General features: G+C 56.1%; 15 protein-coding genes. 3 read left to right on the forward strand and 12 right to left on the reverse strand.

Features of this window, described 5'->3' with window-relative positions:
- Positions 1-61: 61 nt before the first annotated feature.
- The 6 genes from NITLEN_RS02875 to NITLEN_RS02900 form a co-directional block, all read right to left on the reverse strand.
- A complete protein-coding gene (locus tag NITLEN_RS02875) occupies positions 62-2293 on the reverse strand; it encodes an NADP-dependent isocitrate dehydrogenase (RefSeq protein WP_121988061.1) in 2232 nt (743 codons plus the stop codon).
- A 24-nt stretch (positions 2294-2317) separates the two neighbouring features.
- A complete protein-coding gene (locus NITLEN_RS02880; RefSeq protein WP_121988062.1) occupies positions 2318-4564 on the reverse strand; it encodes an aconitate hydratase in 2247 nt (748 codons plus the stop codon).
- A gap of 151 nt (positions 4565-4715) precedes the next feature.
- On the reverse strand, positions 4716-6536 hold the full coding sequence (locus NITLEN_RS02885; RefSeq protein WP_121988063.1) for a citrate/2-methylcitrate synthase: 1821 nt from the start codon (positions 6534-6536) through the stop codon (positions 4716-4718).
- Between the two features lie 107 nt (positions 6537-6643).
- Positions 6644-7843: an ATP citrate lyase citrate-binding domain-containing protein gene (locus NITLEN_RS02890; RefSeq protein ID WP_121988064.1), complete on the reverse strand. Its 1200-nt coding sequence runs from the start codon at positions 7841-7843 to the stop codon at positions 6644-6646.
- 232 nt (positions 7844-8075) lie between these two features.
- Positions 8076-8915, reverse strand: coding sequence for a bifunctional DNA-formamidopyrimidine glycosylase/DNA-(apurinic or apyrimidinic site) lyase (gene mutM / locus NITLEN_RS02895; RefSeq protein ID WP_121988065.1), 840 nt, complete (start codon positions 8913-8915; stop codon positions 8076-8078).
- A gap of 101 nt (positions 8916-9016) precedes the next feature.
- Positions 9017-9469: a dual specificity protein phosphatase family protein gene (locus NITLEN_RS02900; RefSeq protein WP_121988066.1), complete on the reverse strand. Its 453-nt coding sequence runs from the start codon at positions 9467-9469 to the stop codon at positions 9017-9019.
- 139 nt (positions 9470-9608) lie between these two features.
- On the opposite strand from NITLEN_RS02900, the gene NITLEN_RS02905 reads away from it, so the two are divergent.
- Together NITLEN_RS02905 and NITLEN_RS18000 are read left to right on the forward strand one after the other, a co-directional pair.
- The gene (locus NITLEN_RS02905; RefSeq protein WP_121988067.1) at positions 9609-9968 is read left to right on the forward strand and encodes a hypothetical protein; all 360 of its coding nucleotides are present in this window, start codon (positions 9609-9611) and stop codon (positions 9966-9968) included.
- Between the two features lie 37 nt (positions 9969-10005).
- On the forward strand, positions 10006-10179 hold the full coding sequence (locus tag NITLEN_RS18000; protein ID WP_181416597.1) for a hypothetical protein: 174 nt from the start codon (positions 10006-10008) through the stop codon (positions 10177-10179).
- Positions 10180-10186: 7 nt separating this feature from the next.
- On the opposite strand, the gene NITLEN_RS02910 is transcribed toward NITLEN_RS18000, so the two are convergent.
- Entirely contained in the window at positions 10187-11407 is a 1221-nt protein-coding gene (locus tag NITLEN_RS02910; RefSeq protein ID WP_121988068.1) for a small ribosomal subunit Rsm22 family protein, read from the reverse strand.
- A 39-nt stretch (positions 11408-11446) separates the two neighbouring features.
- Here NITLEN_RS02910 and NITLEN_RS02915 point away from each other — a divergent pair, with 39 nt between their 5' ends.
- Positions 11447-11695: a hypothetical protein gene (locus NITLEN_RS02915; RefSeq protein WP_121988069.1), complete on the forward strand. Its 249-nt coding sequence runs from the start codon at positions 11447-11449 to the stop codon at positions 11693-11695.
- 96 nt (positions 11696-11791) lie between these two features.
- On the opposite strand, the gene NITLEN_RS02920 is transcribed toward NITLEN_RS02915, so the two are convergent.
- Genes NITLEN_RS02920 through NITLEN_RS02940 form a run of 5 tightly spaced genes read right to left on the reverse strand, consistent with a single transcriptional unit; the run spans position 11792 to position 15936 of the window.
- The gene (locus tag NITLEN_RS02920) at positions 11792-13114 is read right to left on the reverse strand and encodes a transketolase C-terminal domain-containing protein (RefSeq protein ID WP_121988070.1); all 1323 of its coding nucleotides are present in this window, start codon (positions 13112-13114) and stop codon (positions 11792-11794) included.
- A 39-nt stretch (positions 13115-13153) separates the two neighbouring features.
- Positions 13154-13918, reverse strand: a complete 765-nt coding sequence (locus tag NITLEN_RS02925; RefSeq protein ID WP_121988071.1) for a carbon monoxide dehydrogenase beta subunit family protein — start codon at positions 13916-13918, stop codon at positions 13154-13156.
- A gap of 26 nt (positions 13919-13944) precedes the next feature.
- Positions 13945-14265 carry a hypothetical protein gene (locus NITLEN_RS02930; RefSeq protein ID WP_219999371.1) on the reverse strand — a complete coding sequence of 107 codons (321 nt, stop codon included), beginning with the start codon at positions 14263-14265 and terminating at the stop codon, positions 13945-13947.
- Positions 14266-14288: 23 nt separating this feature from the next.
- Positions 14289-15008, reverse strand: a complete 720-nt coding sequence (locus NITLEN_RS02935) for a 2-oxoacid:ferredoxin oxidoreductase subunit gamma family protein (protein ID WP_121988072.1) — start codon at positions 15006-15008, stop codon at positions 14289-14291.
- A 25-nt stretch (positions 15009-15033) separates the two neighbouring features.
- Positions 15034-15936, reverse strand: coding sequence for a thiamine pyrophosphate-dependent enzyme (locus tag NITLEN_RS02940; protein WP_121988073.1), 903 nt, complete (start codon positions 15934-15936; stop codon positions 15034-15036).
- Between the last annotated feature and the right edge of the window lie 72 nt (positions 15937-16008).

Below are 16008 nucleotides of genomic sequence, written 5' to 3' on the forward strand. Positions count from 1 at the left end.
TTACCCCTCGTTGCGTGCTCACACAGTATACGTTCCGCTCACTACAAAAAAGAACCGTCTTCTATGCGATCGCGTCGATGATCGCGTTCAACGTCGTGCTCGGGCGCATCGCCTTCGCGGCCTTCGCATCATCGGGATGATAGTAGCCGCCGGTATCGACCGGCTTGCCCTGAGCCGCGATCAACTCCCCGGCGATCTTCGCTTCATTGTCCGCCATCTCCTTGGCAACTTTGACGAAGCGTGCCGCCAGATTCTTATCTTGCGTCTGCTGAGCCAAGGCCTGCGCCCAATACAGCGCCAGATAGAAATGGCTGCCGCGGTTATCGATCTCGCCGACCTTACGCGCAGGCGACTTATTGCTTTCCAGGAACTTGGCATTGGCCTGATCGAGGGTATCCGCCAGCATTTTTGCCGCCGGATTGTTGGCCACTTTAGCCAAATGCTCCAGTGAAGCGGCCAGCGCCAGGAATTCCCCAAGCGAATCCCACCGCAAATAGCCTTCTTCCTGGAACTGCTGCACGTGTTTCGGAGCGGATCCGCCCGCACCGGTCTCGAAGAGACCGCCGCCGTTGAGCAACGGCACGATCGAGAGCATCTTGGCGCTCGTTCCGATTTCGAGAATTGGGAACAGGTCCGTCAGATAGTCGCGCAACACGTTCCCCGTGACAGAGATCGTATCCTTGCCTTCCTTGATCCGCTCCAGCGAAAGGCGCGTGGCATCGGCCGGCGTCATGATCCGGATGTCGAGCCCGTTCGTATCGTGATCTTTCAAATACTGATTCACCTTCGCGATCAATTGCGCATCGTGCGCCCGATCCTTGTTCAACCAGAAAATGGCCGGGGCTCCGGACGCGCGCGCGCGCGTCACTGCCAGCTTGACCCAGTCCCGAATCGGCGCATCCTTCACCTGGCACATGCGCCAGATATCACCTTCTTCAACCTGGTGCTCCAGTAATGTTTTCCCGGAGGCATCCACCACGCGGATTGTGCCGTTGCCCGGCGCCTTGAAGGTCTTGTCATGCGAACCGTACTCCTCGGCCGCTTGCGCCATCAGGCCAACGTTGGGCACGCTGCCCATCGTCTTCGGGTCGAGCGCACCGTGTTTCTTGCAGAAATCGATGACTTCGCGATACACCGGCGCGTAGCTGGCATCCGGGATGACGCACTTCGCGTCCGCCGCTTTGCCGTCAGGCCCCCACATCCGGCCGCTGTCGCGAATGACCGGCGGCATGGAGGCATCGATGATAATATCGCTGGGCACGTGCAGATTGGTGATGCCCTTGTCAGAGTTCACCATCGCCATCGGAGGCCGCTGCTTATACACCGCCTGGATGTCGGCTTCGATTGCTTTACGCAGATCCTCCGGCAAGGCCTTGATCTTGGTATAGAGATCGCCAAGACCGTTGTCCGGATCGACGCCCAGCTTCTTCAGCGTCTCGCCGTGCTTCGCGAACACATCCTTGTAATAGACCGTCACGGCATGACCGAAGATCTTGGGATCCGAGACCTTCATCATGGTGGCCTTCATGTGGAGCGAGAACAGTACTCCCTGCTTGGCCGCGTCTTGAATCTGTTCTTCGAGGAACGTGCGCAAAGCCTTGACGCTCATAAAAGTCGCGTCGATCACTTCACCGGCTTGCAGCGCCACTTTCGGCTTCAGCACGGTGGTCTTGCCGTCCTGGCCCACGAATTCGATCTTGGCATCCGTCGCCGCCGCCGTCGTCATCGACTTCTCGTTCGAGAAAAAGTCGCCGCCCTTCATGTGGCTGACATGCGTCTTGGAGTCCGCGCTCCAGGCACCCATCTTATGAGGATGCTTTCTGGTATGAGCCTTCACTGAAAGCGGCGCACGGCGGTCGGAGTTGCCTTCGCGCAACACCGGATTGACTGCGCTGCCTTTGACTTTATCGTAGCGCGTCTTGATGTCTTTTTCCTTGTCATCCTTCGGATTCTCAGGATACAGCGGGAGCTTATAGCCTTGGCCCTGCAACTCCTTGATCGTCTCCTGCAACTGGGGAAGCGAGGCGCTGATATTCGGCAACTTGATGATATTGGCTTCCGGCTGCTTCGCCAGTTCGCCCAATTCAGCCAGCGCATCCGGCTGCCGTTGCTCCGGCGTCAGAAACTCCGGGAACACCGCGATGATTCGGCCGGCCAGCGAGATATCCCGCAATTCGACCGCCACCCCCGCCGCCTTGCTGAAGGCATTGATGATCGGCAAGAACGAATACGTCGCAAACATCGGCGCTTCATCGGTCTTCGTGTAGATAATTTTGTCGGCTTTCGTGCTCATGATTCTCCCTCTTTTCCCTACTTGTTAGTTCAGCGCGTTCAACGCCGAACCAGCCTTGAACCACGCAATCTGTTGCTCCGTGATGCTGTGGTTCGCCTGGATGGTGAGCGCCGTGCCATCCGCCTTGTGTATCGTCACCTGCACCGGCTTGCCGGGAGCCAGGCTGTTCAGCCCCGTCACACTGATGCGGTCCTGCTGCTCGATCTTCTCGTAATCCTTCGGGTCAGCGAAGGTCAACGCCAAGATCCCCTGTTTCTTCAAATTCGTTTCATGGATGCGCGCGAAGCCTTTGACCAGCACCACTTTGACGTTCAGAAACCGCGGTGACATCGCGGCGTGCTCGCGGCTGCTGCCTTCGCCGTAATTCTCATCGCCGACCACGATCGAGCCGATTTCCTTGGCTTTGTAAGCCCGGGCAATCTGCGCCATGGTCAGGTTGGATTCGCCGGTCAGGACATTGGTCCCCTTGCCAGGCTCAGACGAAAACGCGTTATTGGCACCTAAGAACATATTGTCGCTGATCTTGTCGAGGTGGCCGCGGAACTTCAGCCAGGGACCGGCCGGTGAAATATGGTCGGTGGTGGTCTTCCCCTTGGTCTTAATCAAGAGCGGCAACTTCTCGAAATCCTTCCCGTCCCAACGAGGGAACGGCTGCAAGAGCTGCAAGCGCTCGCTGGTGGGCGGAATATCGACGGTGAGTCCATCGCCATTCTCAGCCGGGGCCACAAAGCCTTCTTCACCCTTCGCAAAGCCCTTGGCAGGAAGCTCTTCTCCCTGTGGTGGTTCCAGCTTGAATTCTTTTCCGTCCGCACCCTTGAGAGTGCCATTGACCGGATCGAACCCCAAGTCACCGGACAACGCGTACGCCGTCACCACTTCAGGGCTGGCAAGGAACGACAAGGTTTCGTTGATGCCGTCGTTGCGGCCGGGGAAATTCCGATTGAAGGAACTGACGATCGAATCCGCCTTGCCCTTCACTCCATCAGCCCGCTTCCACTGCCCGATGCAGGGACCGCAGGAGTTCGACAACACGGTTCCGCCCAGTTGCTCGAAAGTATCCAGGAATCCATCGCGCTTCATCGTGTGATAAATCCGCTCGGAACCCGGCGACACGAGGAACGACGCCTTCGCCTTCAGACCGGCCTTCATCCCCTGCTTGGCGATATGCGCCGACCGGCTGATGTCTTCATAGGAGGAGTTCGTACAGCTGCCGATAAGAGCCGCCTTCACTTCGATGGGATAGCCCTTTTCCTTCGCTTCGGCAGCCATTTTGGAGATGGGCCTGGCGAGATCTGGCGTATGCGGACCAACCACATGCGGCTCCAGCTTCGACAAGTCCACTTCGACGATCTGATCGTAGTACTTCTCCGGCGCTTGCGCGACTTCCGGATCCGAGACGAGTAATTCCTTGTTCGCCATGGCGAGATTGGCAAGGTCCGCGCGATCGGTGATGTTCAGGTAGGCCACCATTTTTTGATCGAAGGGGAATACCGATGTGGTAGCACCGAGTTCCGCACCCATGTTGCAAATCGTGCCTTTGCCGGTCGCGCTGATGGTTTCGGCACCGGGGCCGAAGTATTCGACGATCTTGTTGGTGCCGCCCTTGACCGTGAGCAGACCGCAGAGATACAGAATGACGTCTTTGGGCGAGGCCCAGCCGCTCAACTTGCCGGTCAGGCGAATACCAATCAACTTCGGATGGAGCACTTCCCAGGGCAGTCCGGCCATGACTTCGCCGGCATCCGCACCGCCGACACCAATGGCCAATCCGCCCAATCCACCGCCGTTCGGCGTGTGGGAGTCGGTCCCGATGATCAAACTTCCGGGGAATGCATAGTTCTCCAGCACGACCTGGTGAATGATGCCGGCGCCTGGCTTCCAAAATCCAATCCCATACTTCTTCGCAGCGGACGCGAGAAAGTTATAGACTTCCTTGTTCTCGTCCATCGCGCGCAGCAGGTCCTTCTCGGAACCCATTTCGGCACGGATCAAGTGATCACAATGAATGGTGCTCGGAACGGCCGCCTGCGCCTTATTCGCCTGCATGAATTGCAACATGGCCATCTGCGCCGTCGCATCCTGCATCGCCACACGATCCGGGCGCAACGCCAGCATCGCCTTGCCGCGATCCCAGGTCTGCGTATCAAAGTTATCCGCGTGGGAGACCAAAATCTTGTCAGCCAGCGTCAGGCCGCGACCGAATTTCTTTCTGGCTTTGGCAAACACGGCCGGCATCTTGGCATACAGATTTTTTGCTAAATCCATCGACATGGCGTCTCTCCGTTCCTATTAATGGCGTCGTTCGTGTCCCGTAAAGCGTCTCTCGCAGACCTGATCGCGATTCACGAACCACGCTTTGCGTTTCACACAGCTTCAGCAGCGGCACTTCCCGCGACTATTCCAGCCGCGGAACCTCCCGCAATTATTTCAACGGCGGCACTTCGCGCCGTTTGGGGGCCGCGTAGTTCACCAGATAATCGAACAACCTGATCAGGCGGCTGTCCTGACGCTTCTGATCCACCCAGTGACCGATCAATCCGATCGTCCGCGAGAGGATGAAGAAGCCGTTCAAACTATCGACCGGGAATCCGATATCGACCAACACGGCCGCCATCGTTCCGTCCACGTTCAGAATCAAGTTATCTTTCTTTGCCGCCGTGACCTGCTCGACCTGCAACGCAAAATCGAGACAGGGGGTCTTGATGGGCAAGCTCTTCACATACCCTACCAACTCCTTCACCCGCTTGTCTGGATTGCGCAAGCTCTTCACACGATGGCCGATACCAGGCACCGGACCATGGTTCTTCTTCATATAGGTCAGGAATTCATCGACGGTCATCTTATTATCGACCGCGTATTTAAAGAACCGTCCGGCATCGGTGACGGCACCGCCGAAACGCGGGCCGATCATGATGAGCCCGGCGGCTACCGACTGAGACATGCCGATCCCGGCACAGGCCGCGATGATCGTCCCCAACGCTCCGCTCACGCAAGGGCCATGATCAGCGGAAAGCATCATAATGCGCTTGATGATTTCGGCTTCCTGCTTGGAGATCAATCGCTTGTCCCACAAGAGTCCGACGACATGGGGAATTTCGTAGCCCTTGTTGATGAGCTCGGAAGCGGGATACCCGTCGTAGCAGGGCTCATCGCCGCGATCATCGCTGATCGTGGTACGAATCAGCGGGGTGACCATGACTTCATTGGCCTTCATGGCCGCTTCAATACTCTTGGGCAATTTCGGCAATGTCGCAGGCTCGACCGGTTCTTTCACCTGGCCGGACTTCAACAGCTCCTGATAAACATCCTTGATCGCCGGGCCGAGCGCCCCGAAGGTCGCCGGCACAATCGCGCCGGACTTCTTGAGGGCATCGGACTTGGAACGGGCCGACCCTTCGCCCTTCAATCCTTCCTTCGCGCCCGCGTGACCGAACTTCATTCCCTTTGGCAAACTTTCTTGACAGAAGCCGGAGACGACGGCCATCAACTTCACGCGGCGTTTTTTCGCGCCGTACCACTCGGCCGCACGCTCTTCGAGATCGCCGCCCATTTCGCCGACAATGACGACGGCTTTCGTCTGCGGATCATTCTCAAACATTTCGAGATAGCTCACATAGTCCGTTCCCGGATAGGCATCGCCGCCGATGCCGATGGCCGTCGTGATGCCGTCGGCGAACTGTGAGCAGATCCAGATAATTTCGTTGGAGAGACCGCCTGACTTGGTGATGACTCCGAAGGAACCTTCGCGATAGAGCTTGGACAGGACAAGGTTGTCGAATGCGCCGCCGATCACACCGAGACGACAGGAGCCGGCTGATACGATACCAATCGACGAGGGGCCGTTAAAGACCTTGCCGAGCTTTCTGGCATGGGCTCCAAGAATCTTGGCATCCTTCTCAGGCACGCCTTCCGTGATCATCGACACAACCTTGATGTGCGTATCGTCGAGAGCTTCCATCCCGCCCTTCATGGCACGGTCGGCACCGATGTAGACAAGGCTGGTGTTGATCTGAGGATGGTTCTTGGTAGCTTCGGCAACTGTTTTATAGATAGGGACCGCAACCAGGCCGCTGCCGTAGGGAATCTCATGCGTCTTGCCGGCATCCGGCGGATAGACAAAGGCCAGGACGTTCAGCGAACGCTTGATCAGGTAGCAGAACTCGGCCATTCGGCGCGCGGCGTTGACGCCAGCCACGCCGCCCTGAATGACTACATAGGTATCGTTGTTTGCCAGGATACTCATCGGGATCTCCCCTTCTTAATAAACCATGATGAGTGACGGGTGACACGTGACGTGGAGGGTTGATGCCCCAGAAGTCCTGTCACGCGCAACGCGTCACTCGATACGCATCATTTCGCTTGGAGCGCCTTATCGACAATATCGGTGAGCGGCGTGTTGCGATCGAACACGCTGATGTCGAATCCTTCGTCCTTGAGCGCGCGCATCGCGTCGAGGCCTTCTTTCTCTCGCGGACCTCCGCGACGCACCCAGATCTTCACGCCCTTGAGCTTGCCTTCCGACTTAGCCTTGCGGAATCCGTTGATGATGCCGCCGAACGTTTTCACCACGTCGGTGAAATTGGCGATGGCGCCGCCGACAATGATGTTCTTGATTCCGGGCAGCGAGCAGACTTTTTCCGTCAATACTTCAACCGCCCAATCGGGCGGATCGCCTGAGTATTCGGCATAGTTCGCGAGTTTGCCGCCCCGCGCCACAACGGCATCAGAATAATAGACGCTGGCGCCGCCGCCGGCGGGAAGCATTGCCGTATCGCCACCGGGGATTTCAATGAACTTGACGGACCCCTTGATTTTGCTGTCGACCGCCATGACCTCCTCTTCCTGCTTGGAGTAGGCCCGGCCGAATTCTGCCGCAAACGCAAAATTCCAATCAGGGTGACGGAACTTGGCGTCGCCGTCGAGCAAGGTCACGGCATCCAACGCCACTAACTCGCCATCGCTCGCGCGAGTCACAACGGGATTGACTTCGAGATACTGCGCATCTTCACTATCGAAGCAGACAAACATTTTCCCGGCAAACTCGGCCATTTTCTTGATCAGCGGACCGGTAAATCCCGCTTCTTTCGAGAGCTTTTCGAGCGCCTCGGCAGAAGGGGCCTGTCCGATTTCGAGATCGAGTCGCTTGACCCGCTCCCAATTCGACTCGACTTCAATTCCTCCGCAATTGGCTACGAGAATCTCGCTGCCTTCGCGCGTCGACTTCACTGCGCAATAATATTCTTCTTTGTGAGGAATCATTTCTGACACGATGACCTGCGTCACCGTGATGCTTCCGACTTGGCGGCCGATCATTTCCTTGGTCGCGGCTTCCGCTGCCTTGAAATCCAAATCAACCTTGACCAAACCGAGCTTGAATCGTGACCCAAGGGCCTCGTGGGCCTTGGCGACAAGCTTCGACTTCTTCAGCCATTCATTCGCTTGCCCCAGCTTTGTCAGCTCATCAACGGATGTGACGACGACGTAATTGGGGACATTGATCCCCCACTTCTTCATCAGCCCCATTCCGGGACCTTCAAGCACCTTGGCCATGGCGACACTCCTTCAGCGTAGTGGAAACCAGCGATAAGGGAGCCGGATTGTAGCGAAATCACGAGGATGACTCAATACACCAGAGGTACTAACTCGCTAAGGCTCAAAAGGCCTAGTCCGCTAGCGTGACCCGGGTCAGCACCCGTCATCTAACGTATTGAATTATTAGAACAGACACTCAAAACATCGCGGCGATACCGCGCTTCATGCCCTCATAATTTTAGGGATAGTCTCAACGGCGCGTCCGAATCTTCTGACAGGTGGTGCAAATAAATGAACTTCGCTCACTTTGGACGCGCTTGATCACGGCCCCACATGCTCGAGGACAAGGAATTCCCTCCTTGCCATACACCAGATGGTGCTGCTTGTAGATTCCTTCGGAACCATCCGGAGCAAAGAAGTCTTTAACACTGGATCCCCCGCACACAATGGCCTGCCGCAAGATGGATTGCATCTCAGAGTGGAGGCGCCCGGCGGCAGAAGGGGCGAGCTGACTGGCTATCACATCCGGATGCAAACCGGCTCGAAACAACGCTTCATTTGCATAGATATTTCCGATACCCGCAATGACTTGCTGGTGCATGAGCAGCGCCTTCAAACGACGGCGGCACTGGCCGAGGAGCCGAGTAAACTCTTCGCAGGTGACGTGAAGCGGATCGCACCCAAACCGCCTGGCACGATAGCGATCAAGCCCCGCACGATCCAGTAATGAGAGACGGCCGAACCGGCGCGGGTTCCAATAGCGCAATGAACCGGTCGACGAGGAGTCAAATTGCATCGTGTAGTGCACATGCTGGGGAAACTTGATCGACACGGCCGGGAACAATAACAGTCCGGTCATCCCGAGCTCAGCCACGAGATAGCGCCTGTCCCCCGCTTTCTCAAATTCAATCGCGACACTCTTTCCGTATCGATCGACCGCCGTCACGACACTCCCGGGATACCACCAATCCGTATCGCCGCCTTCGCGAACGATGTCGGACCTCCCGACGAGTACCCCGGTAACCTGCGTGCCAATCAAGCGCGCGCGAATCTGACGAGCCGCGACTTCGGCTTCAGGTAATTCAGGCATAGAACCCTGTACGCGATGAAAAGAAATGATGCACCGGCGGGAACCATTACGCCATGCGAACGGGGGGAAACGCAATATTGGAGAACTCTCAAGAAGATACGCTAGGCGACTCGCGGGGTATGCGTCGAGCGGGCTTTTCGGCTCATCCGATGGGCGCGCAGCTTGAGCACTTTCTCAATGGTCTCGTGCAATTTAGGGAGCGGCATGGCTCCCGGCCGTCGAGACTTTACAAATGCCACGGCCTCTTCATAAGACATTCCCTGACTACAACAGAAGTAGGCAATCAGAACGGACGCGGACCGCCCCATCCCGGCACGGCAACAGACCAGCGTTCTGGTTCCTGGAGCACGCGCTTCCAGCCAAGTCACCGCGCGATCAAGACGCGCAGGATCAACGGCAGAAAATTCCTTGAATGGAATATGCTCATAGTCCAGCCACGGAACCGGCTGAACCGTAAACTCTTCGGCCACCAACAACAGTCCTGCTATAGCCGGCATCGGATCCCTGGCATCATCGATATTGCCTAGGATCAACACATCTGTAATCAAATGCATGATGCTCTTAGTATCGTATTAGCGGGAACGGGTCAAGCAAATCACGAGGGATTGGCTCGGCCGTTGCCGCACCGTTGCAGTCTGCTGAAACCTCTCGCTATACTCATCCATCCATTTAGATGACGAAAAGGGGAACTGCATGCCATCGCTCTCACCGGAAGAAGTTGAACAAAGGCTGACTTCGGTCCACTGCGCCATTTGCAAGGGAGATCGGTTTGGGATCGACCGCCGCTTCATGCAGCCGGACGGTGAGTGGCGGGGTGTCTGCATGAAATGCCGATACAGCTTTCCCGTCTACACTGACATGGAGTTTTACCAGCGTACCCAGCCGGATATTCCCTATCGCCTCAAAGAAATCGCCTGCCGAGTCTGCCAGCACCGCGGAGTTACCTTGGACTTTCGTATTACCATGTCGGTTCGAGAAGCGATCTATTTTGTGACCTGCCTCGGCTGCCACACCAAATTCCCCGAGCAATCGTCGCTGGAGGCCTTTGAATAACTCCCCTTTCGTCAACTCACGGGTGTATACTGAAACTATGGATGAGAAAAACAAACAACCAGACTCAGAATCGGCGCCGAAGGCCCGCAAGGAAATCCCCCTCATTTCCGTGCCTAACGATCGCGACATGATCGCCGCCGAAATGGCGGAGATGTTCGACGAGGATCGCGTCAGCCATCAGCACGGCAGCTCCGAACCGGAAGCGGATTAATATCCCCTCAGGCTGATCGAATTATCCGCACCCTCCCATCGCCATCGATTCGTCCCACCGCCGACACTTTTCCTTCCCGCTCTTTTCGCATGACTCGCTCAATCTGCACGAGAGCACCGCGATGCCAGTCATCAAATGATGCGTTTGAGTCAGACCTTAATCGATCCTGACGTCCGATTTCCGACCGTCCCAACTCGTTGCAAAGCCACGCCCGCTTCTCGCCTTTCAACTCGCGCAATTCACTGACTACGCGATAGACATCAGGTCTATGCTCGACGATGGTCCGCCCATCCTTCCTGAGTAGCAGATACGAAAACTTCAGCGCGTCTTTAATGAAACCCACCGCCTCGTCAATCTTTTGGATCCCTGGCGGCGGTTCCCAGCCCCGCTCTTCATGGCACCAATCGAACGGATTGACCAATGCGGGGCAACTGTTTTCATGGAGGCACGGGCTATAGATCGTGCAATGCTTCTCCTCAATTAATCGATTTCGCAACTGATGCAGCGCTCTTGAGGTATCGCGCAACGCCGGCTCCACAATCATAAGCGTGCCGGTCGGAGCCAACCTCGCCAGAAGTTGTGTGACAAGTTTGCCCCTCGACTCGACGGGATCGGCGGTTCGAGAAAAGAGTTCGTTCAGGCAATTCGCCGCGATGATCAAATCATAAGGTGCTTGCTGGTCAACCTGGCTTAGCCACGCCCCATTCGGCGAGCGCTCCACATTCCCCTCATGAGCCATCAGCTGTCCACCTGTGACTCCAGATTCTCGGCTGTAGGCATCCCAAAGCTGCCTGGCTTGCTTGAGAGCCCCGGCTGAGATGTCGATTGCCACAACGCTGAGATCTTTGATTCGGTCTGGCCAATGCTGATGGAGCCAATCGCGTACGGCCAACGCCCCGACGCCTGGTCCCGATCCCACATCAAGAATGCGGATCGAGCGACCAGAAGCTTGATCAGGCCAGCCTGGCGGCATCTCGTCGAGCAGCGCTTGAACTTTGGACAGATTTACCGGCAGAAAGTATTTGAGATAGGCGACTGCATGTGCCGGATGATCGAGATAGTCGGATTTCAGTGAGGCACGATCTTTCGTAAAGAGCCTGGAGAGATCGGCCACGGCCTGTGCAATGTGATCATGGTTGAGCAGAGCTGAATTGGCAGCGACCTGCTCAATCGACCTGAGCATGATCGGCGAGAGGGTGGCGACTGACTGACGTTGGTTGAAGGCCATATCGACGTAGTGTATGCTCACTTCACGAGGAGAACAATCATGAGCAATCCACTTTTGCAAGCCTACCTAGAGGTCGAAATGGCCATGGAGCGTTTCACGCTCGTTCTGCATGACCATGTCGATCATCTTCGCGCAACGGAGCCGACCGGCTCCGATAAACTGCACCGAATGGCAAACGGCACGAAAGCCATGCGTGACAGCGCGTCGATTTATTTATCCTATGCCAAATACGTCGCTCACGGCATGCCCGCCAGTGAGGAACTGATCGAGGACGATTTACAGGGATAACAACCGACACATTGATTGAGCCTGCCCTCTACAGAAATCGAAAGGCCCGCCGGGGATCACCCGGCGGGCCTTTTCATTGCACTATACCAGCGTCAATTAAATGCTGCGCATGAAATGGGACACGTCGTCTTGATTGACGGCCCCGCCCATGACAGAAGACATCGCAACGTTGGTGGATTTCTTGCCAGTGAGACCGGATTCCACTTCGTCCACGATCAATTCAACCGGCATAGACTGACCGCCATAGACCCTCGGTCCACCGATGATCTTGGCATTGGAATAGCCATAAATCGCCGTCGCCACTTCCTTGGCCAGCCAACCGACATAGTTAAATTCAGGCACAACGATCAACTTGGCATTCTTGCAGAGTTCCCGCAGTTCCTTCGTGGGAAATGGCCGCAACGAGCGCACCTTGATCAGACCAATCTTAATGCCCTTCTCCGCGCAAATACGAACCGCTTCCCGAGACTGAGCCGCCGCGCTTCCCGAAGCAATGATGACAGCCTCGGCACCGTCCACATTCTCAGCTGTGAGCAACCCGCCCATATACTGATTGATATACTTCCGCGACCGTTCCACCGCAGCCCATACTTCTTGCTGCCAAACGGCGTGAATGTTGTACGCCATGAAGTTTGATTTCTGAACCGGGGCGTCGCGCGAAAGACGCGCGGGAGGATTCTCCGCATCGAGGACAGGCACCGCTCCACGCCAGGCTTCCCGAGGGGGGAGCTTCATGCTGCGATCCTGCATACGCACATAGCCACGCGCGTGCGTGACAAAGAATCCGTCGCAGCAGACACCAACCGGCAGGGTCACATCGTTCTTCTCGCTGATGATAAACCCGGCCATTGTAAAATCGAACATATCCTGCTGATTTTCAGCATGGAACACGATCATGCCGCAGTTCAAGAGATACGACACTTCGATGTTATCGGGTTGAATCGCGAGCGGAGCATTGACCACCCGGCAGGTAAACATCGCCACGGCCGGCAACCGATGGCCGGGCCATGACGCAATGCCTTCAAGGCCTCTCAACGTTCCAGGTCCTGCAGTCGCCGTATAGCAACGGACGCCTGCGCGGGATCCTCCGGCGATGGCGGCCATGACGCCGACTTCTTCCTCGCCACGGTAATACTCTTTCACATAACCTTCACCGTAGAGCACACCCACGAGCTGCATGGTTTCGCTCTGGGGCGTAATCGGATAGGCAATGGCCAAATCGACGTTCGAGCGTCGGATCGCTTCCTTGGCCGCTTCGCTTCCCGTAATAAACTCTTTCGTCCTGGGAGCTTCGTGAAACAGATACTCAGGAGTGACGACCTTTTGCCGCTTGGCTTCAGCGTGCGGGTCTTTCTTTGCTGGCGCGACCGTGGCCGCAGGAGCACCCGGGGGATTCGTTTTGACTTCAGCTTCGCTCATTGTTGCACCTCTTGGCTATATCGCCCGTGATCCCGATCCTTACCCTTCGCGCTTCATCTGTTCAGCCGAATGGCCGAACGTACCCGCGCTGCCGACTCCGTCGACGGATGGCATGAAGGTCAATGGATTGGTGTGGGTCTTTCCACCGTGGACTTTGGACTGCGTTCCGGTAAACCGAACATTCTCGCCGTTCTCCGGCAACTTGATCCCCATTTCTTCACGAATCTTCTTGAAGATCTGCGCGGTTTTTTTCAGCTTCAGCACATCCGAGTCGCGGATCGTCAACATGGCATCTTCGTGGCCCTGCTCAGCGCAGATCGCCATCGTGCAACAATTCGTCCCCGCACGGATCATCTTCAACGTCAGATTCGCATAGTGACAATGTACGCCGATGAAAATACAGGCCTCAATCTTATTGCCCCAAATCGTCAGATTCGGGTGGTTGGGATTGATCACCTCTTCCGGGTCGATCTTCGGATACTTGGGCCGATAGTCCGGCATCGGGATAATCATCACGTTCGGAATCTGGGCGGCAATTTCCAGCGTGGCCTTGGCCTTTTCAATGGCATGTTCATTCCAGGCCCACAACACCATCGGCCCCGGGAAGAGCGTCGCATTGGGACTGGTTAACATCTTCCTGGCCATCTCTTCGATGACCTTATCTTCATTGGGTTCCAACAGTCCGTAAAACAAGCCTTCGCCTGGATCGGGCAGCGAAACACCAAGTTGCGCAGCGGATGGAGGATGAAATCCAGCCGGTCCCGGAACGATGATTCTCTCTCTCTTATCTTGCGTTGTTGCCACGCCCGTTCCCCTTTCTTGCCGAATGATCAGACGTTAGGGCTTACCAAAACAGCCGTCGTACTCTTGTCGCCATACGTAATATTGTCGGTGATGGCGGCGAGCGGTAATTGATCGATCATGATCATCTTAATGGCGTTGTTCTTGGCCATGTTGTCGCAGACCCAGACACACTGCGCGCAACCCTTACAGCGATCCACGGCCACATATGCGGAGCCGTACTTAAAGCCCTTATCCTTTCCCATCTCTTCGCTATACTGGATGGTATTGGCTTCCGGGCAATACTGCGTGCAGAGCTTGCAGCTCTTCGCGGCGCAAATTTCAACATTGATATCAGCTACGAGATACATGGAAAACTCCTTCTGTATCGCTATTACGCACTGGCAGCTGCGGCAACTGGCGTCTCGATACGCTTCACGTCGGGAGCAGCCCATCCGTGCTCAACGGCATAGTTCCAGCCGGCCCGCATGACGGCCACGTTTTTATCGATCAGCTCCTGCTTCTTTTTGAACTTTCTTTCTACTACGCTATCCAAGGCCGCCGTTCCACCGGAGACGACGAATCCTTTTCCGAGGAACCGATCCTTCACGGCCTGCTCCAACCCCGCCATATTCGTCAACCCGGTGATCGCTCCGATACAACCCATCAAGGCCATGTTCGTGGCAAGGTCCATCCCGGCCACTTCCAACGACAGCTTCGTAGCCGGGAAGTAGTAGAGCTTCGCGCGGCGCTCTTCCAACTCGCGGGCCTGGTCCTTGTGCAGGTTCATCGGGCCATCGTTGTTGATCAGCGCAATCCCATCTTCCTTCAGGCCAAAATAAAACGGCATCGTATAAGACTTGCCGTGCGTAATGACCTGCGGGTGGAAAATGATGATGATGTGCGGAAACGTAATTTCGCCGATCTCGTAGATGGGCTCATCCGAAACCCGCACATAGCTCTCTACCGGCGCCATGCGCTTTTCCGATCCGTAGAACGGAACGATTGTGCTTTCCCCGCCGGCATTGATGACCGCAGTGCTGAGGATGTGCGACCCCGTCACGACACCCTGTCCACCGACGCCCGCCATCCGAATGTTGAAACGCTTTGCCATGGGCAGTCCTCCTTACCGGTCAGGCTTATGCTTTGTTGGGAATGGCAGCAGCGGGAGCGGCCGGCTTCGGAAGAAATTCCTTGTAGCCATAGCGCTCAGCCAAGTACTGCTTCGCTTCTTCGCTGACATACTCTGTGAACTGATACCGATCGTTCTCAACGGTCTTGGCGTCTTCCATGACCTTGTCGGTCGGAATCGCATATTCAATGTTGCAGGAGGTATAGGCTTGGATGTACGCGGAGCCGACTTCGCGAGCAATCAGGACGGCTTTCTTGATGACACTCTCGACACGGCGGGGATTGTTCGGAACGACGGTAGCGACATAGGCACATCCAGCCACCTTCGCCATCTGCAACATATCCATCTTCTCAAATTTCTTGCCCAAGGGGGCCATCTTCAACACCGCGCCACGGCTCGTCATACCGCTTTCCTGGCCACCGGTATTTCCGTAGACTTCGTTATCCAACATGATCGTGGTGAATCGTTCCTTACGGAACCAGGAGTGCAACACTTGCTGGAATCCGATATCAGCCGTGCCGCCGTCGCCGGCCATCACGACCACATCCTTCGGCTTATCGCCGAACCGGAGGCGGAGACCGCGGGACAACCCGCTGGCCACTCCATTCTGGTCGCCATAGTTGCCGTAGACGAAAGGAATCGCCGCCTGCGAGATCGCCAAGCGACCACATCCGGCAGTACCCACCATAATCGTGTCTTCAGGATTCGGAACGGCAATCATCGCCAGGCGGATGAACAGCGTCATCGCACAACCGGCGCACATCGGATGCTCTTCCAAAATTTCCTTGAAGCTTCCCATCTGGGAGACAGAGACCTTCTTGCCGAACGGACCATGTTCGACCATATCCCGATATTCTTTCGGCATGAACTTCTCGAAGCCGTTTGTAAACTTCACATAATCGAGACTCATCAGGCACCTCCCTTATGTCACTGCAACGGCAAACCGTTGCCTATGGTTCAACACTCTCACGATAAACGAAGA

Origin of the sequence: Nitrospira lenta (genome assembly GCF_900403705.1) — a bacterium.
GTDB classification, from domain to species: Bacteria; Nitrospirota; Nitrospiria; order Nitrospirales; family Nitrospiraceae; genus Nitrospira_D; species Nitrospira_D lenta.

Bases quoted from the DNA above. Each gene is read 5' to 3' on its own strand.
- NITLEN_RS02875 (WP_121988061.1), bottom strand. From the start codon at position 2,293: ATGAGCACGAAAGCCGACAAAATTATCTACACGAAGACCGATGAAGCG.
- NITLEN_RS02880 (WP_121988062.1), bottom strand. From the start codon at position 4,564: ATGTCGATGGATTTAGCAAAAAATCTGTATGCCAAGATGCCGGCCGTG.
- NITLEN_RS02885 (WP_121988063.1), bottom strand. From the start codon at position 6,536: ATGAGTATCCTGGCAAACAACGATACCTATGTAGTCATTCAGGGCGGC.
- NITLEN_RS02890 (WP_121988064.1), bottom strand. From the start codon at position 7,843: ATGGCCAAGGTGCTTGAAGGTCCCGGAATGGGGCTGATGAAGAAGTGG.
- mutM (WP_121988065.1), bottom strand. From the start codon at position 8,915: ATGCCTGAATTACCTGAAGCCGAAGTCGCGGCTCGTCAGATTCGCGCG.
- NITLEN_RS02900 (WP_121988066.1), bottom strand. From the start codon at position 9,469: ATGCATTTGATTACAGATGTGTTGATCCTAGGCAATATCGATGATGCC.
- NITLEN_RS02905 (WP_121988067.1), top strand. From the start codon at position 9,609: ATGCCATCGCTCTCACCGGAAGAAGTTGAACAAAGGCTGACTTCGGTC.
- NITLEN_RS18000 (WP_181416597.1), top strand. From the start codon at position 10,006: ATGGATGAGAAAAACAAACAACCAGACTCAGAATCGGCGCCGAAGGCC.
- NITLEN_RS02910 (WP_121988068.1), bottom strand. From the start codon at position 11,407: ATGGCCTTCAACCAACGTCAGTCAGTCGCCACCCTCTCGCCGATCATG.
- NITLEN_RS02915 (WP_121988069.1), top strand. From the start codon at position 11,447: ATGAGCAATCCACTTTTGCAAGCCTACCTAGAGGTCGAAATGGCCATG.
- NITLEN_RS02920 (WP_121988070.1), bottom strand. From the start codon at position 13,114: ATGAGCGAAGCTGAAGTCAAAACGAATCCCCCGGGTGCTCCTGCGGCC.
- NITLEN_RS02930 (WP_219999371.1), bottom strand. From the start codon at position 14,265: ATGTATCTCGTAGCTGATATCAATGTTGAAATTTGCGCCGCGAAGAGC.
- NITLEN_RS02935 (WP_121988072.1), bottom strand. From the start codon at position 15,008: ATGGCAAAGCGTTTCAACATTCGGATGGCGGGCGTCGGTGGACAGGGT.
- NITLEN_RS02940 (WP_121988073.1), bottom strand. From the start codon at position 15,936: ATGAGTCTCGATTATGTGAAGTTTACAAACGGCTTCGAGAAGTTCATG.